The organism is Bradyrhizobium sp. KB893862 SZCCT0404, assembly GCF_018130885.1.
Classification (GTDB): Bacteria; Pseudomonadota; Alphaproteobacteria; order Rhizobiales; family Xanthobacteraceae; genus Bradyrhizobium; species Bradyrhizobium stylosanthis.
The window spans coordinates 1,381,844-1,402,521 of the sequence record NZ_JAFCLT010000001.1 but is presented as its reverse complement, the minus strand read 5'-3'; the positions used below and the strand labels follow the sequence as shown (position 1 = coordinate 1,402,521).

General features: G+C 60.9%; 35 protein-coding genes and 1 tRNA gene. 9 read left to right on the top strand and 27 right to left on the bottom strand.

The window, feature by feature from the left end; all coding sequences use genetic code 11:
• The first annotated feature begins 11 nt into the window (after positions 1-11).
• Positions 12-140 (top strand): hypothetical protein, encoded by a 129-nt coding sequence (locus JQ617_RS40185; RefSeq protein WP_283806131.1) that lies wholly within the window; start codon positions 12-14, stop codon positions 138-140.
• Between the two features lie 28 nt (positions 141-168).
• Here the strand turns inward: JQ617_RS40185 and JQ617_RS07065 are convergent, their stop codons facing one another.
• Positions 169-402, bottom strand: coding sequence for a hypothetical protein (locus tag JQ617_RS07065; protein WP_502754871.1), 234 nt, complete (start codon positions 400-402; stop codon positions 169-171).
• Positions 403-646: 244 nt separating this feature from the next.
• On the opposite strand from JQ617_RS07065, the gene JQ617_RS07060 reads away from it, so the two are divergent.
• Positions 647-1,225, top strand: coding sequence for a TIGR00645 family protein (locus JQ617_RS07060; RefSeq protein ID WP_212025439.1), 579 nt, complete (start codon positions 647-649; stop codon positions 1,223-1,225).
• Positions 1,226-1,243: 18 nt separating this feature from the next.
• Here the strand turns inward: JQ617_RS07060 and JQ617_RS07055 are convergent, their stop codons facing one another.
• Positions 1,244-1,561, bottom strand: coding sequence for a DUF1476 domain-containing protein (locus JQ617_RS07055; protein ID WP_212025437.1), 318 nt, complete (start codon positions 1,559-1,561; stop codon positions 1,244-1,246).
• A gap of 243 nt (positions 1,562-1,804) precedes the next feature.
• On the opposite strand from JQ617_RS07055, the gene JQ617_RS07050 reads away from it, so the two are divergent.
• A complete protein-coding gene (locus tag JQ617_RS07050) occupies positions 1,805-2,035 on the top strand; it encodes a hypothetical protein (protein ID WP_212025435.1) in 231 nt (76 codons plus the stop codon).
• Positions 2,036-2,096: 61 nt separating this feature from the next.
• On the opposite strand, the gene JQ617_RS07045 is transcribed toward JQ617_RS07050, so the two are convergent.
• A complete protein-coding gene (locus JQ617_RS07045) occupies positions 2,097-2,288 on the bottom strand; it encodes a hypothetical protein (RefSeq protein WP_063683483.1) in 192 nt (63 codons plus the stop codon).
• Positions 2,289-2,385: 97 nt separating this feature from the next.
• On the opposite strand from JQ617_RS07045, the gene JQ617_RS40180 reads away from it, so the two are divergent.
• From JQ617_RS40180 to JQ617_RS07035, 3 genes are all read left to right on the top strand, one after another.
• On the top strand, positions 2,386-2,508 hold the full coding sequence (locus JQ617_RS40180; RefSeq protein ID WP_283842036.1) for a hypothetical protein: 123 nt from the start codon (positions 2,386-2,388) through the stop codon (positions 2,506-2,508).
• Positions 2,509-2,558: 50 nt separating this feature from the next.
• Positions 2,559-2,648, top strand: a tRNA-Ser gene (locus JQ617_RS07040).
• Between the two features lie 529 nt (positions 2,649-3,177).
• Positions 3,178-3,558, top strand: a complete 381-nt coding sequence (locus tag JQ617_RS07035) for a hypothetical protein (protein WP_212025433.1) — start codon at positions 3,178-3,180, stop codon at positions 3,556-3,558.
• Between the two features lie 151 nt (positions 3,559-3,709).
• Here the strand turns inward: JQ617_RS07035 and JQ617_RS07030 are convergent, their stop codons facing one another.
• Positions 3,710-4,030 (bottom strand): hypothetical protein, encoded by a 321-nt coding sequence (locus JQ617_RS07030; protein WP_212025431.1) that lies wholly within the window; start codon positions 4,028-4,030, stop codon positions 3,710-3,712.
• Between the two features lie 450 nt (positions 4,031-4,480).
• Positions 4,481-5,275, bottom strand: coding sequence for a hypothetical protein (locus tag JQ617_RS07025; protein WP_212025429.1), 795 nt, complete (start codon positions 5,273-5,275; stop codon positions 4,481-4,483).
• A gap of 250 nt (positions 5,276-5,525) precedes the next feature.
• Here JQ617_RS07025 and JQ617_RS07020 point away from each other — a divergent pair, with 250 nt between their 5' ends.
• Positions 5,526-6,092, top strand: coding sequence for a hypothetical protein (locus JQ617_RS07020; RefSeq protein WP_212025427.1), 567 nt, complete (start codon positions 5,526-5,528; stop codon positions 6,090-6,092).
• Here JQ617_RS07020 and JQ617_RS07015 read toward each other — a convergent pair.
• The 13 genes from JQ617_RS07015 to JQ617_RS06955 all read right to left on the bottom strand — a co-directional run bounded on the left by JQ617_RS07015 (position 6,089) and on the right by JQ617_RS06955 (position 13,289).
• Positions 6,089-6,307 carry a hypothetical protein gene (locus JQ617_RS07015; protein WP_212025426.1) on the bottom strand — a complete coding sequence of 73 codons (219 nt, stop codon included), beginning with the start codon at positions 6,305-6,307 and terminating at the stop codon, positions 6,089-6,091. The genes JQ617_RS07020 and JQ617_RS07015 overlap by 4 nt on opposite strands.
• Positions 6,308-6,491: 184 nt before the next feature.
• Complete coding sequence (locus JQ617_RS07010; RefSeq protein ID WP_212025424.1) at positions 6,492-6,806, bottom strand: hypothetical protein; 315 nt, start codon at positions 6,804-6,806, stop codon at positions 6,492-6,494.
• Positions 6,776-7,120, bottom strand: a complete 345-nt coding sequence (locus JQ617_RS07005) for a hypothetical protein (protein WP_212025421.1) — start codon at positions 7,118-7,120, stop codon at positions 6,776-6,778. Before JQ617_RS07005 ends, JQ617_RS07010 begins: the two co-directional genes overlap by 31 nt.
• Positions 7,083-7,913 carry a hypothetical protein gene (locus JQ617_RS07000; RefSeq protein ID WP_212025419.1) on the bottom strand — a complete coding sequence of 277 codons (831 nt, stop codon included), beginning with the start codon at positions 7,911-7,913 and terminating at the stop codon, positions 7,083-7,085. Before JQ617_RS07000 ends, JQ617_RS07005 begins: the two co-directional genes overlap by 38 nt.
• Complete coding sequence (locus JQ617_RS06995) at positions 7,913-8,218, bottom strand: hypothetical protein (RefSeq protein ID WP_212025417.1); 306 nt, start codon at positions 8,216-8,218, stop codon at positions 7,913-7,915. The genes JQ617_RS07000 and JQ617_RS06995 overlap by 1 nt, the downstream gene beginning before the upstream one ends.
• 52 nt (positions 8,219-8,270) lie before the next feature.
• Entirely contained in the window at positions 8,271-8,705 is a 435-nt protein-coding gene (locus tag JQ617_RS06990) for a hypothetical protein (protein WP_212025415.1), read from the bottom strand.
• Positions 8,706-8,720: 15 nt separating this feature from the next.
• The gene (locus tag JQ617_RS06985; RefSeq protein WP_212025413.1) at positions 8,721-9,707 is read right to left on the bottom strand and encodes a DUF5309 domain-containing protein; all 987 of its coding nucleotides are present in this window, start codon (positions 9,705-9,707) and stop codon (positions 8,721-8,723) included.
• 23 nt (positions 9,708-9,730) lie between these two features.
• Complete coding sequence (locus JQ617_RS06980; RefSeq protein ID WP_212025411.1) at positions 9,731-10,669, bottom strand: hypothetical protein; 939 nt, start codon at positions 10,667-10,669, stop codon at positions 9,731-9,733.
• A 106-nt stretch (positions 10,670-10,775) separates the two neighbouring features.
• A complete protein-coding gene (locus JQ617_RS06975) occupies positions 10,776-11,102 on the bottom strand; it encodes a hypothetical protein (RefSeq protein ID WP_212025409.1) in 327 nt (108 codons plus the stop codon).
• A gap of 4 nt (positions 11,103-11,106) precedes the next feature.
• Positions 11,107-12,141 (bottom strand): tail fiber protein, encoded by a 1,035-nt coding sequence (locus JQ617_RS06970; RefSeq protein WP_212025408.1) that lies wholly within the window; start codon positions 12,139-12,141, stop codon positions 11,107-11,109.
• The gene (locus JQ617_RS06965) at positions 12,141-12,491 is read right to left on the bottom strand and encodes a hypothetical protein (RefSeq protein ID WP_212025406.1); all 351 of its coding nucleotides are present in this window, start codon (positions 12,489-12,491) and stop codon (positions 12,141-12,143) included. Before JQ617_RS06965 ends, JQ617_RS06970 begins: the two co-directional genes overlap by 1 nt.
• Positions 12,484-12,858 (bottom strand): hypothetical protein, encoded by a 375-nt coding sequence (locus JQ617_RS06960; protein WP_212025404.1) that lies wholly within the window; start codon positions 12,856-12,858, stop codon positions 12,484-12,486. Before JQ617_RS06960 ends, JQ617_RS06965 begins: the two co-directional genes overlap by 8 nt.
• A 5-nt stretch (positions 12,859-12,863) precedes the next feature.
• Positions 12,864-13,289 carry a hypothetical protein gene (locus JQ617_RS06955; RefSeq protein ID WP_212025402.1) on the bottom strand — a complete coding sequence of 142 codons (426 nt, stop codon included), beginning with the start codon at positions 13,287-13,289 and terminating at the stop codon, positions 12,864-12,866.
• A 373-nt stretch (positions 13,290-13,662) separates the two neighbouring features.
• Here JQ617_RS06955 and JQ617_RS06950 point away from each other — a divergent pair, with 373 nt between their 5' ends.
• Positions 13,663-13,857 carry a hypothetical protein gene (locus tag JQ617_RS06950; protein WP_212025400.1) on the top strand — a complete coding sequence of 65 codons (195 nt, stop codon included), beginning with the start codon at positions 13,663-13,665 and terminating at the stop codon, positions 13,855-13,857.
• Here the strand turns inward: JQ617_RS06950 and JQ617_RS06945 are convergent.
• The 7 genes from JQ617_RS06945 to JQ617_RS06915 all read right to left on the bottom strand — a co-directional run bounded on the left by JQ617_RS06945 (position 13,827) and on the right by JQ617_RS06915 (position 18,453).
• The gene (locus JQ617_RS06945; RefSeq protein WP_212025398.1) at positions 13,827-14,756 is read right to left on the bottom strand and encodes a terminase small subunit-like protein; all 930 of its coding nucleotides are present in this window, start codon (positions 14,754-14,756) and stop codon (positions 13,827-13,829) included. The two genes, JQ617_RS06950 and JQ617_RS06945, sit on opposite strands and share 31 nt — an antisense overlap.
• Entirely contained in the window at positions 14,749-15,918 is a 1,170-nt protein-coding gene (locus JQ617_RS06940; protein WP_212025396.1) for an AAA family ATPase, read from the bottom strand. Before JQ617_RS06940 ends, JQ617_RS06945 begins: the two co-directional genes overlap by 8 nt.
• Positions 15,915-16,178 carry a hypothetical protein gene (locus JQ617_RS06935; protein ID WP_249156678.1) on the bottom strand — a complete coding sequence of 88 codons (264 nt, stop codon included), beginning with the start codon at positions 16,176-16,178 and terminating at the stop codon, positions 15,915-15,917. The genes JQ617_RS06940 and JQ617_RS06935 overlap by 4 nt, the downstream gene beginning before the upstream one ends.
• On the bottom strand, positions 16,175-16,396 hold the full coding sequence (locus JQ617_RS06930) for a hypothetical protein (RefSeq protein WP_212025394.1): 222 nt from the start codon (positions 16,394-16,396) through the stop codon (positions 16,175-16,177). The genes JQ617_RS06935 and JQ617_RS06930 overlap by 4 nt, the downstream gene beginning before the upstream one ends.
• An 11-nt stretch (positions 16,397-16,407) precedes the next feature.
• Complete coding sequence (locus tag JQ617_RS06925; RefSeq protein WP_212025392.1) at positions 16,408-16,602, bottom strand: AlpA family phage regulatory protein; 195 nt, start codon at positions 16,600-16,602, stop codon at positions 16,408-16,410.
• Positions 16,603-16,699: 97 nt separating this feature from the next.
• The gene (locus JQ617_RS06920; protein WP_212025390.1) at positions 16,700-17,182 is read right to left on the bottom strand and encodes a hypothetical protein; all 483 of its coding nucleotides are present in this window, start codon (positions 17,180-17,182) and stop codon (positions 16,700-16,702) included.
• The gene (locus tag JQ617_RS06915; RefSeq protein ID WP_212025388.1) at positions 17,179-18,453 is read right to left on the bottom strand and encodes a tyrosine-type recombinase/integrase; all 1,275 of its coding nucleotides are present in this window, start codon (positions 18,451-18,453) and stop codon (positions 17,179-17,181) included. Before JQ617_RS06915 ends, JQ617_RS06920 begins: the two co-directional genes overlap by 4 nt.
• Positions 18,454-18,917: 464 nt before the next feature.
• Between JQ617_RS06915 and JQ617_RS06910 the strand changes: the two genes are divergently transcribed.
• The gene (locus JQ617_RS06910) at positions 18,918-19,088 is read left to right on the top strand and encodes a hypothetical protein (protein ID WP_156527675.1); all 171 of its coding nucleotides are present in this window, start codon (positions 18,918-18,920) and stop codon (positions 19,086-19,088) included.
• Positions 19,089-19,160: 72 nt separating this feature from the next.
• Here the strand turns inward: JQ617_RS06910 and JQ617_RS06905 are convergent, their stop codons facing one another.
• Together JQ617_RS06905 and JQ617_RS06900 are read right to left on the bottom strand one after the other, a co-directional pair.
• A complete protein-coding gene (locus tag JQ617_RS06905) occupies positions 19,161-19,904 on the bottom strand; it encodes a hypothetical protein (RefSeq protein ID WP_212025386.1) in 744 nt (247 codons plus the stop codon).
• Between the two features lie 318 nt (positions 19,905-20,222).
• Entirely contained in the window at positions 20,223-20,546 is a 324-nt protein-coding gene (locus tag JQ617_RS06900) for a hypothetical protein (RefSeq protein WP_212025384.1), read from the bottom strand.
• Positions 20,547-20,678 lie beyond the last annotated feature (132 nt).

Here is a 20,678-nt window from a genome sequence, read left to right as displayed (position 1 = left end):
AGGTGACGCAAATGCTTGCCGAGAAATTTTTTCTGGTTCTGGAATCCCTGATCCGTGGCGACCGCACCTATCCCGACGGAAGCCCCCGCATCATCAGCACCTCCCCGCACGTGCCGGTGAAGCTGCCGGGCCAGAAATAACCGGTGTCCCGGAGCGCCGGTCACGCACTCAGCGCAGTCCGAGCAGCGACCGGCGATAGAAGCTCTCACGGGCTTCGCTGCGGCAGACGAAGCTGCCGTCGAAGCCCTGGCCATAACGCTTCTGGCCTTTCGCGTAGTAGATGCCCTTCCTGAAATCCAGCCAGACCACCTGGTCATGCGGACAATGCCGCTGCGCCTGCGCTTCGTAGCGAAACGGCGTCAGCGGCGTAGCCAATGCCTCGCCGATGCCGGCACCAAGCATCACCACCGCAACCAGCGCCAAACCGCCGGGCCTTTTGCCGAAGCAACTCTGCAACCTCTCGTCTCCCATCCGGGCCGTCACGCGACGGCCGCATCCCAGGCTAGCACGAAACTGCACGATCCCCGGACAACAGCCAAGAGAGGCGGCCATCCGAACCAGCCAGGCATGCCTCGCGTCTTCCACCGGCCATCTTGCCGGGGTACATGAGAGCGAGATCGTCTCCGCTCGCAAGGATGCTGCCTGAATGTCGGTTGAGCCTGAGCCAAGGACCGGATCCCGTTCGCCCTCGCCGCGCCTCGGCGTGCTGCCGATGATCATCTTCGGCTCGCGATGGCTGCAACTGCCGCTCTATCTCGGACTGATCGTGGCGCAATGCGTCTACATCGTGCTGTTTCTCAAGGAGCTCTGGCACCTCTCCTGGCACGCGATCGATCTCACCGAGCAGCAGATCATGATGAGCGTGCTGGCGCTGATCGACGTCGTGATGATCTCGAACCTGCTCGTGATGGTCATCGTCGGCGGCTACGAGACCTTCGTCTCGCGGCTCGACCTCCAGGGCCATCCGGACGAGCCGGAATGGCTCGGCCACGTCAATGCGAGCGTCCTGAAGATCAAGCTCGCCATGGCCATCATCGGCATCTCCTCGATCGCGCTGCTGCGCACCTTCATCGAGGCCGGCAATCTCGGCTCGAACCGCGCCGGCTTCACCGAGACCGGCGTGATGTGGCAGGTGCTGATCCACATCACTTTCATCGTCTCCGCGCTCGGCATCGCCTTCGTCGACAAGCTCAGCGAGTCCGGAATGCGCAGGCATGCCGAATGAGATGCGGGATTTGAGCGCCTACTTGCTCGACTCGAGCTGCTGCAGGGCCGCGTGCAGACATTCCTGGAGCTTGGCTGCGACCTGCTCGCGGGCGATGCCCTTGCCGGCGAGATCACCAGACACCTTGTCCAGGACTTCATCCATCGTCTGATTCGCGACATTGTCGGTCACCAGCGTCGTCGCGTAGTTGGCCGCTTCATCCCCGGTGAGGCCCAGCTGGCCGGCCGCCCAGAGCCCGAGCAGCTTGTTGGACCGGGCCGCGGCCTTGAACATGAGCTCCTCGTCGTGGGCGAATTTGGCCTCGAAGCCCTGCTCGCGCTTGTCGAACGTGGTCATGGACAGCTCCATTGCGTTTCGCGGATGGGATGGACTGGCTGGGAGCGAACGTCTCCGTATTTCGTGTCAGTTGAGGATCATTTGAAGCTTCGTCCCGGAAGGCAAAGTCCGTCAAGCCTGCATCTGGCCGACCGCGGCAGCACCAGCCCCGCGCCAGCCAGACCGGCCAACATCTCGATGTTTACTGCTTGTTAAGCAGACTCAGCGCCGCATGGCCCCGGGGGACACATCAAGAGCTGACACATGAACAGAGAGCTGCGCGAGTTTCGACGACTTGAACGCCTCTGCCTGGAGCAGGCTGCCCTCTCCAACATGGACCTGACACGATCCGGGCTGCTCAAGGTCGCCGACGATTGCCGCATCGCGGCCGAAGCGATCGAGGCGCAAACGCCCCGCGGCGGCTTCGCGAGCGCGGTGCAGGCCCTCAAGCTGGCCTTGATTCCAACACGCATTCCCGGCCGACACCGGCACTAGACGCGGCATCGACCGGCAAGGTTGATCTCGGATTGGTCTCGGGAGTGTACGAACGGCTCGGTCAGCCCTTGGCTGCCGCGGCTTCGCGCGCGAGGCGCTCGGCCTTCAGCCGTTCCTTGTTGGCGTAAAACGCCTTCTGCGCCTCTTCATGATCGCGCATGGCCTTTTCGGCCTCGACGCGGCGTGCCGCATCGCGCGCCTGGCGCTGTTCGGGGGTCAAGGGTTTGCGTCGAAAAGAAAGGTCTTCAGTCATGCCGAGACAACGCGGATGACCTAAAAGGGTTCCATCGATCGACGCGAAACCGCGGCAAAAGCCGGCTAAAACCACACAATATCAGTTAATTAGCGCCATGCGCGAGGACCTGGTCAGGCATATTGATGTCGGCGTGCCGACGCCGATCCGGCATTTGTTCTCGAAGGCGATCGTAGCGCGGAAGGTGCGCCGCACGCCGCAATGCTGGCTCGCCGGTTAGTTCGCGTTGCCTTGGGCGGTCGGCTGGGCTAAGCGACAGCCTCTCCGTCAGGAAGGGTGGCCGAGTGGTTTAAGGCACCGGTCTTGAAAACCGGCGTGCCTGCAAGGGCACCGTGGGTTCGAATCCCACCCCTTCCGCCAAAACATCAAGAAAATCAGTTATTTATCCCGATTGAGGCGCTCCAGCGTACAATTGAACGTACAATGACCGGAGGCAGGCGATGACCTGTCTCTGGATCATCGGCGGGCTTATCCTGCTTCTGGCCTTGGCCGTCGCCGGCCTGCTGGCGATCGTCATGAAGGCTCAGCAGCATGATCCAGGAATCGAGTAGCAGCCTGAGAGCTTCTAGGCTCTCACGCTTCGTTGGCTGGTGAGGGCATTCTTGTAGGCACGATAGCCAGTAGCTCGAGAAGCGCTAACTCAGCCTGACTTAGAGGGACGGCAAAACGCCGGCGTCCAATAAGTTAAAAACCACAACGACTGCTAGGCAAAAGTAGACCGAGACAGTGGTGAGCAGGTTCATAGCGAGCCTCCAATGCTGCAGGTCCAGCATTGGATTTTTATGGTTAATATCCGACTAACGAAGGGCGGGTCTGCTAGCGTGAACCGGCGGCATTCACCGAGCATTCAGCGCGCCTGCGCCAACTTGCTCGAAAAGGAAATCCGATCATGATCATGAGCATTGCTGCGGCCGCCCTTGCGCTCCACGTTGGCTCCTCAGCGCCACTTGCCAGTCCACCCGACATTCAGGCCATCCAATACGGCGTGCCTGTTAAGCGTCCCCCCTGCGGCCACGGGTGGGACATCAGCGCCCGCGACGGCATGTGTTATCCAAACGGATACCTGCCGCCGCAAGAACAGGCTGCGCGACGTTATTACCGCGGCGGTGGATACGGCCATTACCCAGTTCCTTGTGGCCATGGTGCGGACATCGATACTCGTGACGGACAATGCTACCCGACTGGCACCGTGCCGCCGCAGTTTCAGCAGGGCCGACAAGGCTATTACGGCGATTACTACGAACCTCGTCCGAGGCGCCGCTACTACTGAAAGGCCCGCCAGCGTGAACTGGCGGGCCCCTCTCGTCAGTAATGATAGGCGGGGAATGCTGGCTTCGCGGCATCAAGCCCGCTGATGATTGCGCCCGCCATTGCGAGGGACAAGCTCAGCTTGAAGCAGAGCCGACCGAGCAGAAGCCGGATCAGGCGCACGGGCACATTTCCGGCGCTTGCTGCTTCCCCTCGTCCGGGTCGCCATCCTCGCGGTCGCAGTCGTCCAGCTCCAGGTCAGCGAAATAGCCGTCACCGCGCCAAGCGCGCTCCTGGTTGATCACCCGATCTAGGCTGCCAAGGGACGGCTCGGTCTCCTCCGGCTCGCATTCGTCGTTGCAGGAGTCGCCGGCCGTGGGCTCGAGGTCGGGGTCAGCCTCCAGACCGTCGAGCAGCACCAGCAGGTCATCGACCATCTGGCGCATCTTCTGCTGGAAGGTCATCGGGGATTCACAAAGCCCCATCTCGTCCATCCGCCTTTCCACCCGCTCAGTCGCTTTAGCGAGTCGTAGGATGGCCTGATGCCAATTGGGCGGTAGAGCTACCGCGAGCGCGGCGAACGATTCCTGAGGCTCCCTAAGGGCCTTCTGGGCACTGTTTTTCATGGTTCGGTTCTCTGGATTACCGGCTTCTCACGGCCGGGTGCCAGTGGGCAGCACTGGCGCCGGGAGGGTGAGAACATCGCCAGAGACGATGCGCGACGGCCTTTCCCTTTCGGGTCTTGTATAGCCGCCGCTCTCCCGGCATAGTGGTGCCGTTCACGCTGGCGGCTAACCAGCGCGTCCTAATCGACGGCGACGGATGATCCGGCAAGGATCGCCCTGCCATCGCCCTGGTGCCAAACGCAGCCCGGCAAGGCTGTTTGGCGGGAGTTCTCACGCTCCGCCCTCAGTGCACCACTGATTTGGTAAAAAATCCATCCCCTACAGGGGCACTTCGTCCCAAATGCTGCGGGTTGCCCGGTCAGCAAGGGTTGTCGCCCCGTCGTCGTAAAGCGGCGCGTCGAGAGACCATGGCGTCTTGATGTCCCCGTAGGCCTTCGTTGGGTTATCTCGCCAATAGTCGGCGATAAATTCCTTAATGCGCGACTTGGTCTTGGTGATCCCGAACGGCTTGCCCCTGTAACGGCGCACGCGGTGAGCCTCGATCACCGCTCCGACGATCTGTAGCTTCGCGCTTTGCGAAAGGTGTGCCGGCAACAAATCCATCACGAGCGCTACGCGCTTCTTGTCGCCGGTCCGGATGTTCGCCCGTGCCTTGCGCTCGGCAGTGCCCTTTTTCCATTCTTCGTGCAGTGCCCGAAGCTCTGGCACCTGCCGCACCGCGCGGTAGAAGGCGCAGCAATCGTTCCGAACATGACGCAGGATGGAATTGAAGGTGAGCTTCCTTCGGAGAGCCTCGGCAAGTTTCGCTAGGACCTCGGGCTTCGGAAGCGGTCCGCGGTCGGCCTGTCTGTCCCGTTCGCATTGGCGGCACTCCCGTTGAACGCCTCCGCAGCGCGTTCTGAGGCGGGTGTTTTCGGGCGTGAACCTGTGCCCTCTCGAGCAATGCGTTTTTGCTCGCTTTGCAAGAACCCCCATCTGTTCCAGCTTGCGCAGCTTTCCAGGTTGGGCATTGCGCTCGACAAGCGCTTGAGCCCGCCGAGCCCAAGCTGGATGCAGTTTGCAATGAGAGTAGTATCCATCATAGCTGCGGTTCACCGCATCCTTGAGCGGCAACCCGCTCTCGAGACGTGCCATAACAAGATCGGGATTTGCGAGCCCGCGTAGGTCTGTTGGTTTACGGCCTTTCCTAGAGAGACCCATTGCATCCTCCGCTAAGCGCAGAATTGCGCTGCGGAAGGGCGCGCCTGAGTCGCGGCGGCGGTATGACCCTATCCCCCTCGTGCTAGACCGCAGGTTGCATTTGTTTCAAGATTGGGGTTGAATTCACGAATTCAAACTCGCATTTCAAAAAGTCATTGTTTTCATGGCGACTGAACCTAAGACGATCCGCGAAACCAGCATAGTTATTCAAGGCGTTGTCGATCGTCTTGATCTCGTTCAGAAGATGACGTGGGGGGTCATTGGACTACTCGGCACGCTGATCGCCGGTGCGGTTGCACTCTATTTTCAGATCGGGGATCTCAAGGTTGACGTCGCAGTAGTCAAGGCGAACTTCGGGTTTTTGAAAGAACAGCAAACGGCCATTCAGGAGGCCTTGCGGTCAATCGATATCAAAACTCAAGCGTCGCTTTCCCGCATCGAAGGCAAGGTAGGCTCTGCGATGCCACCGAGCGCGGTCGATCTGCCGTTGCAGTTGGCTGCAGATGAGATCGCCTTTCTGCGCACTGCGCTAAAGCCCGTTAAGACCGATACGCCGCTCTCGACGAGGGTTGGAGATGAAATAACTTCGCGGCTCGAAGTATTGCCGCGCGTCGTGGTTGACAAAATTCCACAACTAGCAAGCTTTAGCTTTACATATGACAGAAGCGGCGCCGTTCTCTTGGTCTCGAACCGAACCAGACGGGTTGTTCAGATTATTGAGGTTGCCTAACCTTTGCTAAGTCTGCGCAGTTCGACAAAAAAATAGCCAACCATCGCGACGAATGCGATCGTCGCGCCAGATAACGTGACTGGCGCCACCTTCCAGCTAGACAAAAAACCCAGCATGCCAATTGCTGCCGCACCGTACGCAATCACGAAGCCAAAAAATAGCAACGAAGCAAACGCAACTGACGTTGCAGACTGAACATAGCCACGAAGCTTCATTTCAGCCCTCCAAGCAGGGTTGGCCGGCAGGGGAAGTGTACAACGAGTCTCTTGACGAGTGGTTCCCGTTGTTGCGCAATTTTGTTTCACGAATTGCCAACCTGCTAGGCATTCTTTGGTTTAGGCGGCTGGCCATTTTGGATACACCAGCCCATCGATTGAACCCGCCCAGGGGCGTCGCCGCTCAGTGCCGCGACGCCCCCGCCGGCACCGGCTCCGCAGCCAGGGTCACCTGGTCAAAGGCCATCCCGATCAACCGCTGAGCCATGTCGTGCAGGATCTCGGCGTCATCGTCGCCCCGAGCGAAGCAGACCGCCGCGGCGGCATGCAGGGCCCGGCCACAGGCGATCAGGCCAGCCAGGGTCAGCTTCGAGGCATCCGCCACCAACTGAGCGACCTCGGCGCTGGTCTCGCTGTCCATGCCGGCAGAGGCCACCTCGACCAGACGGCGCTCGAGCATCAACGCAATCACGCCTTCGTCATGGATGGTAGCAGACATTGCTCTTGCTCCTCTGTCATCAGTTGCCGGTGAATGCGCCGCAGCTCTTCGGCGCCGTCTTCCCAAGGTTTGCCGACAAACCGCGCCCATCGCCTGATCGTCGCGACCTCGTCAGCCGTTAGTCCCGGAGTGTCGATGCGAACCGCGCACTCCGTAACCATGTCCTTGTGCTCAATCATGGCCGCACACCACTCAGGCGAGCCCGGCGGTGGAGGCGCCGCCTCTGTCCGCTCCAGCGCCGCTTGTGCCGCCGCCCGCTCGCCCTCAAAGGGGCTATCAAGCAGCTTCGCGATCTTTTGCCGTTGTGTGAGCATCGGTCGCCCTCGCCACCAGTTCCTGAATGCGATGATCTCGCAGAAGCACGGGCGCGGTGCCCGCCATTGCGGCCTGGATCTCTCGATCGCTGAAGCCGACGCTTGCGAGCCCTTCTGTCACAGCCCCCTGCCCCTGAATGCCGGTAGCTAGTTGTGCAATCCGCAGACAGATCGGGCTTGCCAAATTGAGTGGCGTCGGTGTCGTCCATAACTGCAGGAGCTCGGTACGATCACCGCCCAGGCTCTCCACCATGGAGGCAACCCGCTCTGAATCTTCAGCCGACCATTCCGGCCGCAGCGCCTCGAAGGCCTCGACTTCAGCCGCGCATTCCGCCTTCCAGGCGTCGTCCTCTTCCTTGCAAGCTTGTTCGTAAGGCTGCCGTAGGCCCAGAGCATAGCCATAGGCCGCCTGAAAATCGGGATTGCTCAGGATGGATATGTCGTCCATGCCGTTGAACAGCGGCAAGGCGCGATCAATGAAGTCCGTAAGGGTAGCGTGATGCTCTAATTGCTTGCGGGTGGCCGCAGATCGAGCCCGTCTCAACTCGGAAAGATCCGCGAAGGGCGTATCGATCTGCCGAGCAGCCTGTCTGATCGTTACGTCCGACTTCTTTGTCTTCCGCTCTGTCGGCGCCTTCCCGGTTACACGCTCCGACAGAACAGAAGCAGCGTCGTCAAGTGACAACCATTTGCCCTTGGGGCTGGAGACCAAGGCGGTAGACGTGCCGGTCTCTTCGGCAAAGACAGGAGCAAGCCGCTCTGCCGCCTCGGTCAGGGTTAGAGCATTCGTCATCAGATATTTCCTCTGAAGGTACGGAAAGCGGCATGGCTCGAGTCATTCAGAAAGCGCTTGATGTACTTCCGATCGCGCTGCCTCATCGGCTCGGCCAGTTTGTCGAAAAATAGATTGAGAGGCAGACGCGCAACGACCTTGCCATCACCGAACCGCTGCCCAAGGGAGTTATTGAACTCCTCGCTGTTTGCCGCGAGCAGATCATCAACCGGCGTCTCAGTCTTGACCACCCAAGCGTTGCCGATGTCCATGAAATAGGTCACGGTACCGTCTTCGTCACGAGAGAGAACCTTCCAGTCTTCCATTCAAGCGGGCTCCGGTAGGAGGAGCGGCCCCGAAGGGCCGCCCCAGGTCGCGTTACGGCAGGTCTGCGATCGTGGGGATCGTCGTGCTGACGACGTGGCCCACGAGATTCCAGCGCGTGCCGTCAGCGCACTCAATGCGAATGCGCGTTCCGACGTCGGGTGTCACAACGGTCAGCTTGGCATTGGAGCTGCCATTGCTGCGAACAGGCACGAGTTCGTCAGTGCCAGCGCCAGCGTCGGAGTCCATGTGGATGACGCCACCCTTGTAGTAGTTGGTGTTCGAGCCGGTGCTGATGATCCAGTTCTGGGCATCGGCAGCCGCGCCAATGTAGGCGAATTCGAACCAAAGCCCAGTCTGGGGCGTCGGGAGCGTGATCGTACAGGTCGCCGTCAGGTCCGGCATGTAGTGAACTAGGCCGGCATTGTCCGGGTCCACCGTGTAGGTGGCCGCATCAGGCACCGAGATCGGAAAATGAGTAACAGGCATCTTCGTTTGTCCCTCTTAGGTGCTGGCGCTCAGGCCGAAGGTGTCGGCAATGACGGTGGAGGCCTGCTCATTCTTCATGACCAGCGTGAACTCGGTCACGACGGCGCGCTTCTCGGCGTCGCCGGTCTTGGCAAGCTTTTCAGTCCCCATCGCACGGAAGACGCCACGAGCAACGAAATCCGGGTCAATGACAAGGACGTTGCGCGAGGCTGAGGCGTTGAGCATCACGCGATTGGGCACCACGGCCAGTTCGCCGAAGTCCGACAGGTACATATCCGCGGCGGCGACGATCGTGGTCTGCTTCCGCTTCGGCGTCTCGTAACGCTGGTTCGCGACGTTCGTGTCCGACATGAAGGTCGAGAACACCCGCTTGTTGTACGGGGAGACCATCACCGTGGTCGGATTGCCGCCAGCGTTGTAGCAAGTCGAGATCGCGGTATCGAGCAGCGTCTTCGTGAACGCACGTTGCGTGCCGTTGCCGGCTGCCGCAACAAGGCCGGTGCCGGAGTTGAAGCCGCCAGAGGTACCCGCCGCGCCACGCAGTCCGTTGGTTGAGGTTGCGGAGCTGATCCATGCGGGGAAGCCCGCCGAGACGCGGCCCGTGGTCGAGCTGCCGGCCGACGAAGCGACGTTGGAGACGAGCGAAAGCTCGACGTCCTTCTTGATCTCAGCGCCCATCTTGGCGAGCTGGTAGCCCAATTCCGACTTGCGGCCGGCCTTGTCTGCCTTCTCCTGGGATTGGGAGACGATCAGCGTATCGCTCGCAATCTGGGTGAAGTTCTGCACGCGAACGGTCGGGGTCTTGGTCTGGAAGGCGAAGTCGTCGCCCTCGACCTGAGCATTGGTGGCCGGCGCGCGGAGCGTGTCCGTCTGCCAGTCATGACGAGTTGCGGAGACCGGGACAGAGCCGATAAGAGACACAAACGGGGTGTCTTTCGGCGAGATGTTGTAAACAACATCCTCCAGGTCTTCGCGGTTGCCTACACGATCGTAGGTCTGCAACGTTCCGGAAACGACAGTCATTGTCAGTCTTTCATGCGTTGGGCGAGGATCGCTGCTGCGTCATCCAATCGCCCGGTGTTCTGGAAATGCTCGAATTTCGATCGTGCAGCGCGGTCGGATCTCGCGACCCTGTTCATGCGCCGGTTGCTCGACAGCATTGGCGCGCCTGCAACCTTGTCCTTGACCTGCGAGACCGCTTTAACGGCCCTCAGGTACTTGGTCAGGTCGCGGACGATCCGGAAATTCCGCCAATCGTTCAGCATGGCGTTCAGCTCCCCAATCGAGCAGCCGTATTCCGCCATGGTGTCGATCGCGTCTTCCTGAAATCGCCGGGCTTCCTTCGGGTTCGCCAGTTCCGGCATGACCTCGAGCAGCTTCTCTTTCTGCTGGTGCATTGCCATCAACTGCCGATGCACGAAATCGCGCCCTTCGGCCTCGCGTGCTGCCTGTGCAGCCTCGACTTCATTCCGAGCGGTTTGTTGGGCGTGCGCTACGACGCCCATCTTGAACTCGTATTCCGCCTGTTGGTCCTTCCAGAGCTGAGGGTCAGCATCGATCAAGCTGGGATCGGGTTGCTGAGGCAGCAGGACAGCGGCGACCACGTCCAGCGTTTGGCGCAATTCTGCAACCAGGCCTGCGTGGCGCTGGACTTGAGCGCGATGTTCCTCAAAGCGAGCTCGCTCCTCAGCGAGGGCTTGAGTTTTCGCGGTAAACGTTTTGCGGCTGATGTAGCCGCGCTTCAATTCTCGCAATGAAAGCTCTGCGCCGTCCTTCAGCGTGACCTTTCTGTCATCGCTCAGTGCCGGCGGCTCGGCTTTGTTTTCCTCAACGGCTGGCGTGCGGCGTTGGGCCGGGACAGCATCGTCATGGAAATCAGACGACAAGACTTCCGCCGCGGTTGCGACGGTCAACTCGGTAGATTGAGCATTGACGGGCGCGTCTGCGCGGGCGTCGGCTTCCATTTACCTATCCTCTATCGGCCCAAAAGAGCGACAAGGGGGGTCTTCCCCTTGTCGCCAGTCTTGGACCTCGACCTGGGACGGAGATCCCACGCCAAGCTCTGAAAACTCAAACGACCCATGCCGCATCAGGAGCGGCGTAATCGCTGCGCTCCCTCCCTGCTAACGCAAGGCGCGTTGCCATCCGCAGCGCAGTCTCACCAGGCTGCAACACATAGGAATTCATCTTGCCTTCGAGCGCGATGCCCTTGGGGTCCGTCAGCGTCACCGTGCTGCCGTCGAATGTGTAGTGCACGGCCATCACAGCGCCAGGATCTCCGGTCTCTTCGTTGGGAGCTCGCGTCTGTGCCATCGTTGAATAGCGGGCAGCCCGCGGCTTGCGAGGCTTCGGTTGCTTGCTAGCGCTGTGCGCCTTGATCTTGGCGGTCCAACTCATCGGATCAGATGATCCTCAGAAGGTAATTCAGGATGATTGTCGGCTGAACGGTCCTATGAGCGTTGCCGCTCGTGTTGTTCGATGTGACGACGGCGTTTCCTGTCGTAATAGAACCCGTGGATGTAATGCGATCGACCACTGCACCGAGAGAACCAAGCTGACCGACGACAGTACCGCCACCGACCGATGAGCTGGTTGTATTCGACGGAGACCTGACGGAAAAATCTGCCGAAATCACGGAAAGCCCGATATTGCCGGTGTTTGCCGACGTGATCCCGGTGGGGAGCTGCGCGAGTGTGAGTGTCGTGCTCTCGCTGCTGGAGCCGACGCCGCCTAACGTGGTTGCGCCCGTTCCGAAATAGGATGAAGTCAAACGGCTCGCGGCGCTTCCGCCCATGTCGTCCTTACCGGCAATGACACGGCCACGGAGATCGGGCACGTTGAACGTGGTCGATCCGTCGCCCGTGCCATAGGTCGTGCCGAGCAGCGAGAACAGCGAGCTATAGGTCGTCCGGCTGATCGCTTGCCCATACGCCAGAACGAACGAGCTGTTCGGTGCGGTAGCCCCTGCAAACGGCAGCACGCCGCCAATCGGCAGCATGTAGGGGTTGCCAAAGAAGCCATGCAGGTAGAACACGGCATCGCTGTTGTTGTAGACCGCAACGTAGGGTGTGCCCTGAATAAGGTGGCCGGCAACAATCTCAGTGCTCGGAGCCGAGCGCAGCGGCTTCGCTCCCAAGCCATCGACGTTTAGCGTCGTCGTGCCGTTGTTGGTCGCGTGCGGCGTGAACGCAATCATTTGGCCATTCAGCCGGGTAAGGCTGTCAAAGCTCTGATAGCTCGTCACCGTGTAGGCGGTCGAAGTGCCCCCGGTCGTGATCGCGCCCGCAATGTCATCGCGCCACTTTGCAGTCGAAGCCATCATAGCTCGAGCCGAGTCATTAACGGAGGACGGGCTTTGGCCCTCCTGCCAATTCACGGTCGAATCCTGCGTGGCATTGCTGCTCGCCGTCTGCGACCACCAGGCAAGTCCAACCATCAGGCGTGCTCCATCGACTTGGGCACCACCGGGTAAACCCGGACCACCCTGTCGCCGTCGAGACGGAGCGGGAGCGGCTTCAGGCGCCAGTGCAGCGCCGGGTCAAAGGGCTGGTTGTCCTCGTTCTCGATCGGCAGCCATTCGCCGCCGTCCGGATCTTTGGCCGGCTTGAAGCTAGTCGAGATCAGCTCGCCGGCCCGCACCAAGCAATACTGCTGCTCGCCCACGGGAAAGCCCTCAGCGGCCAACGCAGCGTCCGCAATAGACCGAAGGTAGGCAGAGACAGTCAGCCCCTTGCGCTCGGCAGCGGCCTTTAGAAGCTCTTCACGGGCGTACCGAAACTCAGGCATTGGAATTTCCCTGGAATGGCCCAGCCACGGCAGCGCCTAAGCGCGCGAGGAAACCCGGCTGACGGGTCTGATACACATCAGCGCCGCCGATCCGCGGCATCTCGTAGCCGCCGAGAACGATGCTCGGCGCGTCTTGAGCTGGCTGCACACCGCCAGCGAGCCGCGAGAGGAAGCCGCCACGCGCGGGGGCTACTGCGTCCATCGGCTGCGGCTGCTGAGCGGTGAAGTTCTGAGGTTGGGCTGCGAAGCCCGAGAGAAACGAGCCGCCGTCGCCCATGCTCTGAAAGCCGGCTCCAAGACGGCTGACAAATCCAGCCGGTCGTGGCGACGCGGGATTGCGAGACATATAGTCGAGAAGTCCAGCCATATGCGTCACCTCAAGCCGCGAGTAGCGAGAAACAGGGGAACGCCGGGGATCTTCTCCCCGATCTTGTAGGCAACGTCGCCTGCATCCGTTTGGGGCTGATGGGGCTGGCCCAGGACCGCTTGCGCTTGCAGCGCGAGTTGGTCGGAGCTCGGCAGCACCGACGAATGTCCAGCGTAGATCTGGCGCATCACCTCGGGTGACGGGCCTTCGTAACCAAGGCGGCGTTCGATCGGCCGGACATAGGTGTCATGGCCCGCGGCAATCAACTGCCGCACATCGCCAGGCAACCCAGCCAACATGCCGGCGCCGCTCACCAGGCCGCTACCGAACGAGCGAGCAACGTCCGAGAAGTCCCAGCCCGATCGATCGGGGATCGAGGGCGGCACCTGGGGTGCGTCCGTGCCAGCGAGATTGTCGAGAAGTCCGGCCATCAAGGGCCACGCTCCGTTCAAATCAGTTGCTGAGAATGTAGGGCAGTCGCCCGACACTCGCCACGCGTTTTGTACGTAGGATTGTACGCTGATAGACGTTGCTGGAATTTATCTTTGCTTTTCTGCATCGATCCGCGCCATCAGGCAGAAGACGTTTCCGCCTGATGCGTCGCAACTTGCGACGCAAGGTCTGCGTTGCGGCGTTGCGCCTGCGTTGCGGTAACGTTGCGCGCAACATCAGGGCCTAGCGTTGCGGCGTTGCGTTACGGTCCACCACCCTATAGGGGTGGACGTAACCGCAACGCGTAACGCCCTCACGCGCGCGTAGTTGTTTCGTTTGTTCGGTTGATTGGACGGTTGATTGGAGGAGTTCGTGACTGACCAGGCAAAGGCCGGCGCTATCATCGCCGAGGCGATCTTTGACGCTTTCCCCAACTACCGACCGCCCACTACTGATGAAGGCCTCTCTTGGGACCCGGTGTATACCTCGCGCGAAATGTGCGGGCACCTGACGCAAGCGATCTTGACCCGCCTCGATCAGGCTGGTCTGAAGGTCGTGCCCAAGTAGTGGCTCCTCAGCGCTGCCTCGATGATCCCGAAGACAGCTTCCGGCATCTCATCTGACGGCGCGATCTGCTCGATCAGGTCAGAGACCCTGCTGATGCGCGTCCATGCCTCTGGCGTGAGATCTGCCGGCGGTTGGGCGGGCTGATAGGTGAGCTGGGGCGGTTCCGTTGGTTGGGTCTTGTCTGCCGGCCTCGGTGTGTCGCCCCTCCAAGCAAAGTCCACAGTTCTCGTTCTGCCGTCCACCTCGCGCATAAGGTCGGCCACTGAGGCGTCCGCGCCCTCCCTGACGTCGTAGCCCAGCGTAACGCTCTTGGCGCCTTTGGCTCGAGCCTCCTGGGCGGCCTTCTCCACCGCGGCGTCATGCTCTGGCGTTCCCTGCGGTATCAGGGAGCCATCTTCGCGCAACATGGGGTGGACGATCACTCGGATTGAGTCTTTCCAGCGGAAGGTGCCGCCGGCCTGCACGCCAACGAGTTCGATCTTGTTGATCGCCTCGCCCTCCTGGACGTTCTGGCCCAGTAGCTCCATCTTGTCGCCATAGCGCTTGGGGAAGAGCCGGCTGGCGGTCCATTTCAGGCTGTCCACCTTGAGCCGGTCGCGCTGCACCTTGGCGTGGTTGGCAACGGCCGAGGTCTTGCCGTCCTTGCCCTGGTCCAGGATCACGTCCCCGGACTCGTCAAAGGCAATGGAGAGTATCTGCTCGGCGTAGAAGTCCATCAGGGCTTCGCGAGCCTCTGCAAAGCGCTTCCTGAATTCAGGGTTCGACGCCAGCCAACGATAGACCGTGACGCGGCCTGGCATGCCTTCGTCGGCGCAAATCTTTAAGAGCCCCTGCCCGTTCACCATGCGGTCGCAGATCGCGTCAACGACCTCCGGGCTATATTCTGACGGTCTAGCCATTGTTCACCTTCCAGATGCCGGCATATTCGCGAACCAGCCCCTTGTCGCGGAGCTGGGCTTTGACGTTGACCAACGTGGCCCTGCGGTTGCCTAAACCGTTCTCGCGAGCCTTGGCGTTCCAGTCGTCGGTACTCAGCCCGGCCGGCCCTGCGTCATGTAGCAGGCGATACATGGCCTCCTGCGTTTCGCTCAGTCGCTTTTCGGGTTTTGCCGCAACTTGCGCCGAAACCTCCTCGCTGCTGACAATGTTGACGGTGATCGGGTCGCCGTCCTCGTCTTCCCCGAAGGTGTAAATCTCGGAGCCGAACGAGAATAGGCGGCCCTCCGGGGCGTCGTTGGCCTTTGTCACAGTTGCGGTCTTGATCGTGTCGCCACCGATTTCCACCATAACGTCAACATCGCCATAGATCGCGTTGGAGCCTCTCGCGCCGCGGGTCTCGTCCTTACCGGTGTGGCCTATCAGCGCGATATGCGGGCCATACAGGTCGTCCTTGATGCGCTGAAGGTTCGCGAAGACCTTGCCCTGATCCTTCGCGCTATTTTCGTCGCCGCCTCCTGCAGCGATCATTTTGGCGACAGTGTCGAAGATCAGCAGCCCGCAGCAATGAACGCCTTCCACCCACGAGAAATAGTCTTCGGCGCGGCGCACGGCATCGACGACCAAAGGGACCGTGGCAGGGTTCATCATGTCGAGCATGCCGCCGACCACTACGATGGGGAGCGGCTTGCTGTCCGGAAGTCCGAGCTTGCGGCAGTGCGCGATCAATCGGCGCTTCACCAAGTCAGCGCGTTCTAGGGCAAAGTAGACAACTCCGATCGGGTTCGTCGGCCTTCTTCCGAACCAAGAGGAGCCGAGCGCTACGCTCATAGCTGCTGATGCGAGCAATGCCGATTTCATCCCGCCAGGCGGAGCGATCCAGGCCGAAGTTTCGCCCCATGCTATGATGCCTTTGATAATGTGCGCCTTTTGACTTTCATCGAAGTTGGCGCCGATGATTTCCATGGGCTCAACCTTGAGATCGGCATTTTTGCGCGGCTTTAGTGTTGCCAGCCGCTGCTTGCGCTCATCCTTTTCAGCCTTGGCGGTTTCAGCCTTCGGCCAAGTGTCGGGGAACGGATCGCTCGGGTTAGGAGGCGGTGGTGGTGCGCTAAACTGATTCATTCGCACCTCATCAGCTCGGGATAAACAAGATCCAGCGCGCCCATGTCCTCCAGCTTCGCGTCAAGCTCCGCCGTCGTCATGGTGCCGTTCTTGATCGCAAGCCCCATCACCTTCGCTTCATGGGCAAGCCAATGAGCTCGGCTATAGAGGAAGCGCAGGTCGGCAAGCTGAAGCTGCTTGCGGATCTCCGGGTCGGAGACCACCAGCAAGCCGCGCTCCATTTTCGGTGCAAGATGCACCGAAATTCGCTCTTGCTTCATCGGGCGGGCCTCCACAACGGCCGCCGTCGCTTCCGCTCGATTACGGGTGCGATAGGCTTGCCAAAAACGATCGCGGCGAGCTGATACGCAAACGCGCGCTCCGCCATCGGATCGGCTTGAATTGCGGGAAGGTTGTCGATAAATTCCGAACCGATCGAAGCGCCAGCCAGATCAGGTTTCGGAGCCCCGCACGCCGCCAGCGTTGCGGGGTTTTCCATGCGAGGCTGCATTAGGCCACAGCCTCCGCCGGCTTCCACTCGCCACGTTTCCAACGCTCGATCTCGTCGGCGTCCCAAGTGTGCAGACGGATGTCGGTTCGCCGAGTGCCGGGCGGAAATTTTCCGGTGCCGATGTGCTTGTAGATGGTGGCCTTTGCCAGACCGGTTGCTTCCATCACAGCGGGAAGCCGTAGAGCCTTTTGCATTTTCTACCTCGTCTGTTGGGCGGACAGCGTCCGCTGGAGTACGAGGTGGAAGATGACACCAAGCGGAAGTGGTCACCTCCCGCAATTGCGCCAACAATCAAACGCCTGTATCGGCCTCAATGATAGTCCTTACCATCCGGGAAGAGATTCCCCAGGAATGAGCCACTGCCTCAATTACTGCTTGCCGGCCACGATAGAGTCGCGGCAGATCCTGGGTCGAGAAATACCGTTTCCTTATGCCCTTCTGTCTGTTGTGCCGCATCTTCATGATGGCGTGCTCAACATTCATTGGCAGCCCTTCCGGTACCTTCCTTCTCGACAAGCCGTATTCCGAAACGATCGGATTGTACTTTGCCCGAAACTCGAACACCCTCTCTGGGGTCCAGCTCTTTGGACACTTTAGCTCGCCAGGATTCGGCTCGATGTCCCTCTTCTTAAGTTGTCTCCCGAGCCCCTTCTCCCATTGTACCTTTCGGACTTGCCTCGCGCGCTGCTCGTAGTCCTCGCGGATAAGCTTCGCATCCTCCGGCAGGAGGTCTGGCTTCCGACCCGCGCCATCTCGCTTGCCGCCACGGCTCATCGGTGAGCTCCGATCGCTACCACGTTGTCACCGGCCGGCGCCTTCGTTTCGCAGTAGCTCGCCCAATCCTGCATTAGCCGAACACGCTTCTCCCGCTGGTCACCACGACGATACGCCCGCTCGGTCTTGTCGCTGACGATGTGAGCCATCGCCATTTCGGTCAGCTCGTTGGCGTAGGCCGTCTGCTCGGAGGCCCAATCCTTGAAAGTGGAGCGGAAGCCGTGCACCGTCGCATCAACCCCGATTTCCTTGAGGGTTTCGGCCATCGCCATGTTGCTCAGTCCGGTGCCTTCCTTCGCGCCCGGGAAGACATGATCGCCATCGCGAGGCAGATCCTGCAGGATTGCCAGCGACTGGTCTGAGAGCGGGATGACATGGTTCGGCCGGCGCTTCCCCTTCTTGCCCTTCATCAGTTCACCCGGAATCGTCCACGTCTTTTCCTTGGTGTCGATCTGATCCCATTTCGCGCCGATTGTGTTGGCGGTGCGGGTGACGTTGAGGATCGTAAACTCCAGCGCCCGCGCGCTGATGCCGTCGCGCTTGCGAAGCTTTGTCATGAAGGCGGGCAATTGCTTGTAGGGTAGCGCAGCAAAGTGCTCCACCGGCGCAACCTGGGACTTGCGGGGCAAGAGCTGGTCGAGGTGGCCGATCCACCGAGCCGGGTTCTCGCCTTCCCTCAGCCCCATCGCCTTGGCGCGGTCCAGTACCTTCTCGATTCGGCCGCGGACCCGGCTTGCCGTCTCCGTCTTGGTCGTCCAGATCGGCTCAAGGATCTTCATGACGTGGTTGCGATCGACTAGGGCTACGGGCAGGTTGCCGATGGTCGGATAGGCATACGTTTCGAGCGTGGCTTCCCATTGGGAGGCATGCTTGGCGCTCTTCCAGCCGGCCTGATTGGCCTTGATGTATGCCTCGGCGCACTGCCGGAAGGTCGTAGCCTTGGCCTTCTGAGCCTCGTGCTCGGTCACCAGGGCAAGCTTGCGGGTGTTCCGCTCCTCGATCGGGTCGCGGCCCTCAACAACGATCAGGCGTTGCGCCTGGGCTAGCTTGCGGGCGTCCTTGAGGCTGACCTGGTCAGTATCGCCAAGACCCATCTTCCGAGCTCGGCCGCGAATCATGAACCGAAAAATCCAGCTCTTGGTCGGCTGCTCGTCGCCCGTGGTCGAGGGGCTGACTTGGAGGTAAAGCCCGTTCCCGTCGCCGTACAGGCCGGGCGGGATGTCGGCCTTCTTGATCCACTTGTCCGAGAGTTGGTTGACTGCTCGCCCCATCGCCCCGCTCCTACGTATCGAACTACGTACAAATCAGACGTGGAAGCTAGTAGACTTCTGGAATCCTGTATAGCCTAAAAATGTGCGCATCCGCTACAAAACAAGGGGTATAATGGCAGTCGGTAGACTTCCGGAGACCAGAAAAATGATCCCACCCCTTCCGCCATCTGCTAGTCGAAAGACGTTCTGGTCCGCCCAACGTTTCGGGTGCGATCCGGCAGCCTATTGGGGATCAAAGGGCACCGCGGACAAAGCACGCGGAATCGACAACGTGTGTGTCGCCGCCTAGGGTGCCCGAGATGGGCCGCGTTCAGGAACTTATCGATTGCTACGACTGTGGACATTCAGTCTCTGGGAACGCCGCTGCGTGCCCGAGTTGCGGGTCGCGACACCCTTTTGGTCCTCCGGTCCTTAGTCGTAAGCGGACGCCGATCCATAACGTAGAGGCGCGCAACGACCGGAACATGTTCGCGATTGCGGGGGCACTTGGCGCGCTGGCTGCGGCATACGGCTTCGCTACAAGCTCGGGGCCATGGACGGCAGCGCTGTTCGGGATTGCGTACGGCCTTGCGGGCGTTTTGGTCGGCGTGCCGCTCGCCGGTTTGTTCAACATCACTCGTCGGCTCTGGCAATAGTAGCAAGATGGCAGCTGTTGGAGATCAGAAGGCTCCAGCGCAATCTACAGTGAAATCCGAGCCCACTACACCTCAACGAAGCCGCAGGCGGTCGCTGATCTCCCCGTCCAGTACGAGGTCGTCGCGCGCGCCGAGCAACCAAAGCTCGTCGGCCTCGACCTGCAGCAACGAGCGTGACCACCAGCGCTCGATCATCGCCGCCAGGATTGCCGCCTCGCCGGCATCGAGATCGTCTATCAGATTCCAGAGGCCGACCACGTAGAGATCCGTCGTCGGACGGCCGAGTGCGTGCTGCACGGCATGGAACAGGTTCGCGCCGTCGCGCTGCGCTGGGTAGACTCGCAGGTAGAGCCGTCCCCGGTTCACATTCCCCGAGAACAGCCCGCGGATTTCGGCCCTGATGGGTCCGAGCCCGGCCAGGGCCGAGCGGCGGGCAGCGTCGATCGCCGGCGGTTCGGAGCCGAGGCCACCGCAGATGGTTGCGTGCAGGCGCTCCCGCCGTTTGCCCATCACGTGCCACGCCACCTTGCGCGCAAAGGGAGCTGCCCGCAGCTCCGCATCGAGCGCCTGATAGGCCGGCGATGCCTCCAGTGCATCGGCCGGGACCGGCAGCACCACCGAGTAGGCCGTTGGGTGACGCCCCATATCATAGGCGGTGCCATCCTTCGTCGCGATCACCCTGGGATCATGAGGCGCGACCAAGGGCAGATGCGCCAGACGGTAGGCATCGTCGAGCATCATGCCTTGCCCGGGCGCGAACCGCGTCCGGCTGCGTTCGTAAGCAAGCACGTCGTCGCTGCAAAATGTGTCCGCCATGCTTCCTCTCGCTATGCCCGACCATGGCAATGGCGGTCCAGCTTTTGGCATGGGATCCTTCTCATCGAAAGCGCGTCCCGCGCAACGCAGGAACGATCAGACGAAATTTCCTGATCCGGCGGCTGTCAGGCGCATGTCAGCCTGATGCCTTAGCCTATCGCCCTCAGCATTCCGCAATACCGGCGACATCTCCCAGGGCGTCGCTGGTGACGAGGCCCGGTTGGGTTCACCTCCAATCCGGGCCTCGTTTGCGAATGCGCAAAAGAAAACGGCGCTCCGTGGGAGCGCCGTTCGAAAACGTTGATTGCTGCGTCGGCGTCAGTAGCCGCAGGACGCGCAGCCCATCTGCACCGGCGCGTAATAGGAATAGCCCGGCGCGACCATCTCGACGCGCTGGCGCGTGGCGTATTGCGGCGGGATGCGCTCGTACTGCACGCCCGGCGGCGCCACCATCACGGTCTGCGGCACCATCACGGTGCGATACTGCGCCGGCGTGCGATGCGCGACGACGGAGCCCGGCGACACCATCACGGTCTCGTCCACGGTGCGGTATTGCGGCGCGACGTATTGCTGCTGATAGCAGGTCTGGCACGGCGGCGGCGTGTAGCAATTGTAGCAGCCGGCGGAAGCAGCAGTCGTCATGGAAATCGCGGCGATCGCCGTGGAGAAAACAACAGCAAGAGTACGAGACATTATGCGGTGCCCCAGTTGCCCGAAATGGATTTGCGAAGGTCGCCGCAGTATACGCCGCAAAATCCGAACCTGCTGAAGTTC

Coding starts and splice junctions, on each gene's coding strand:
- JQ617_RS40185 (WP_283806131.1), top strand. CDS start 12: ATGCTTGCCGAGAAATTTTTTCTGGTTCTGGAATCCCTGATCCGTGGC.
- JQ617_RS07065 (WP_502754871.1), bottom strand. CDS start 402: ATGCTTGGTGCCGGCATCGGCGAGGCATTGGCTACGCCGCTGACGCCG.
- JQ617_RS07060 (WP_212025439.1), top strand. CDS start 647: ATGTCGGTTGAGCCTGAGCCAAGGACCGGATCCCGTTCGCCCTCGCCG.
- JQ617_RS07055 (WP_212025437.1), bottom strand. CDS start 1,561: ATGACCACGTTCGACAAGCGCGAGCAGGGCTTCGAGGCCAAATTCGCC.
- JQ617_RS07050 (WP_212025435.1), top strand. CDS start 1,805: ATGAACAGAGAGCTGCGCGAGTTTCGACGACTTGAACGCCTCTGCCTG.
- JQ617_RS07045 (WP_063683483.1), bottom strand. CDS start 2,288: ATGACTGAAGACCTTTCTTTTCGACGCAAACCCTTGACCCCCGAACAG.
- JQ617_RS40180 (WP_283842036.1), top strand. CDS start 2,386: ATGCGCGAGGACCTGGTCAGGCATATTGATGTCGGCGTGCCGACGCCG.
- JQ617_RS07035 (WP_212025433.1), top strand. CDS start 3,178: ATGATCATGAGCATTGCTGCGGCCGCCCTTGCGCTCCACGTTGGCTCC.
- JQ617_RS07030 (WP_212025431.1), bottom strand. CDS start 4,030: ATGGACGAGATGGGGCTTTGTGAATCCCCGATGACCTTCCAGCAGAAG.
- JQ617_RS07020 (WP_212025427.1), top strand. CDS start 5,526: ATGGCGACTGAACCTAAGACGATCCGCGAAACCAGCATAGTTATTCAA.
- JQ617_RS07015 (WP_212025426.1), bottom strand. CDS start 6,307: ATGAAGCTTCGTGGCTATGTTCAGTCTGCAACGTCAGTTGCGTTTGCT.
- JQ617_RS07010 (WP_212025424.1), bottom strand. CDS start 6,806: ATGTCTGCTACCATCCATGACGAAGGCGTGATTGCGTTGATGCTCGAG.
- JQ617_RS07005 (WP_212025421.1), bottom strand. CDS start 7,120: ATGCTCACACAACGGCAAAAGATCGCGAAGCTGCTTGATAGCCCCTTT.
- JQ617_RS07000 (WP_212025419.1), bottom strand. CDS start 7,913: ATGACGAATGCTCTAACCCTGACCGAGGCGGCAGAGCGGCTTGCTCCT.
- JQ617_RS06995 (WP_212025417.1), bottom strand. CDS start 8,218: ATGGAAGACTGGAAGGTTCTCTCTCGTGACGAAGACGGTACCGTGACC.
- JQ617_RS06990 (WP_212025415.1), bottom strand. CDS start 8,705: ATGCCTGTTACTCATTTTCCGATCTCGGTGCCTGATGCGGCCACCTAC.
- JQ617_RS06980 (WP_212025411.1), bottom strand. CDS start 10,669: ATGGAAGCCGACGCCCGCGCAGACGCGCCCGTCAATGCTCAATCTACC.
- JQ617_RS06975 (WP_212025409.1), bottom strand. CDS start 11,102: ATGAGTTGGACCGCCAAGATCAAGGCGCACAGCGCTAGCAAGCAACCG.
- JQ617_RS06970 (WP_212025408.1), bottom strand. CDS start 12,141: ATGGTTGGACTTGCCTGGTGGTCGCAGACGGCGAGCAGCAATGCCACG.
- JQ617_RS06965 (WP_212025406.1), bottom strand. CDS start 12,491: ATGCCTGAGTTTCGGTACGCCCGTGAAGAGCTTCTAAAGGCCGCTGCC.
- JQ617_RS06960 (WP_212025404.1), bottom strand. CDS start 12,858: ATGGCTGGACTTCTCGACTATATGTCTCGCAATCCCGCGTCGCCACGA.
- JQ617_RS06955 (WP_212025402.1), bottom strand. CDS start 13,289: ATGGCCGGACTTCTCGACAATCTCGCTGGCACGGACGCACCCCAGGTG.
- JQ617_RS06945 (WP_212025398.1), bottom strand. CDS start 14,756: ATGGCTAGACCGTCAGAATATAGCCCGGAGGTCGTTGACGCGATCTGC.
- JQ617_RS06940 (WP_212025396.1), bottom strand. CDS start 15,918: ATGAATCAGTTTAGCGCACCACCACCGCCTCCTAACCCGAGCGATCCG.
- JQ617_RS06935 (WP_249156678.1), bottom strand. CDS start 16,178: ATGAAGCAAGAGCGAATTTCGGTGCATCTTGCACCGAAAATGGAGCGC.
- JQ617_RS06930 (WP_212025394.1), bottom strand. CDS start 16,396: ATGGAAAACCCCGCAACGCTGGCGGCGTGCGGGGCTCCGAAACCTGAT.
- JQ617_RS06925 (WP_212025392.1), bottom strand. CDS start 16,602: ATGCAAAAGGCTCTACGGCTTCCCGCTGTGATGGAAGCAACCGGTCTG.
- JQ617_RS06920 (WP_212025390.1), bottom strand. CDS start 17,182: ATGAGCCGTGGCGGCAAGCGAGATGGCGCGGGTCGGAAGCCAGACCTC.
- JQ617_RS06915 (WP_212025388.1), bottom strand. CDS start 18,453: ATGGGGCGAGCAGTCAACCAACTCTCGGACAAGTGGATCAAGAAGGCC.
- JQ617_RS06910 (WP_156527675.1), top strand. CDS start 18,918: ATGTTCGCGATTGCGGGGGCACTTGGCGCGCTGGCTGCGGCATACGGC.
- JQ617_RS06905 (WP_212025386.1), bottom strand. CDS start 19,904: ATGGCGGACACATTTTGCAGCGACGACGTGCTTGCTTACGAACGCAGC.
- JQ617_RS06900 (WP_212025384.1), bottom strand. CDS start 20,546: ATGACGACTGCTGCTTCCGCCGGCTGCTACAATTGCTACACGCCGCCG.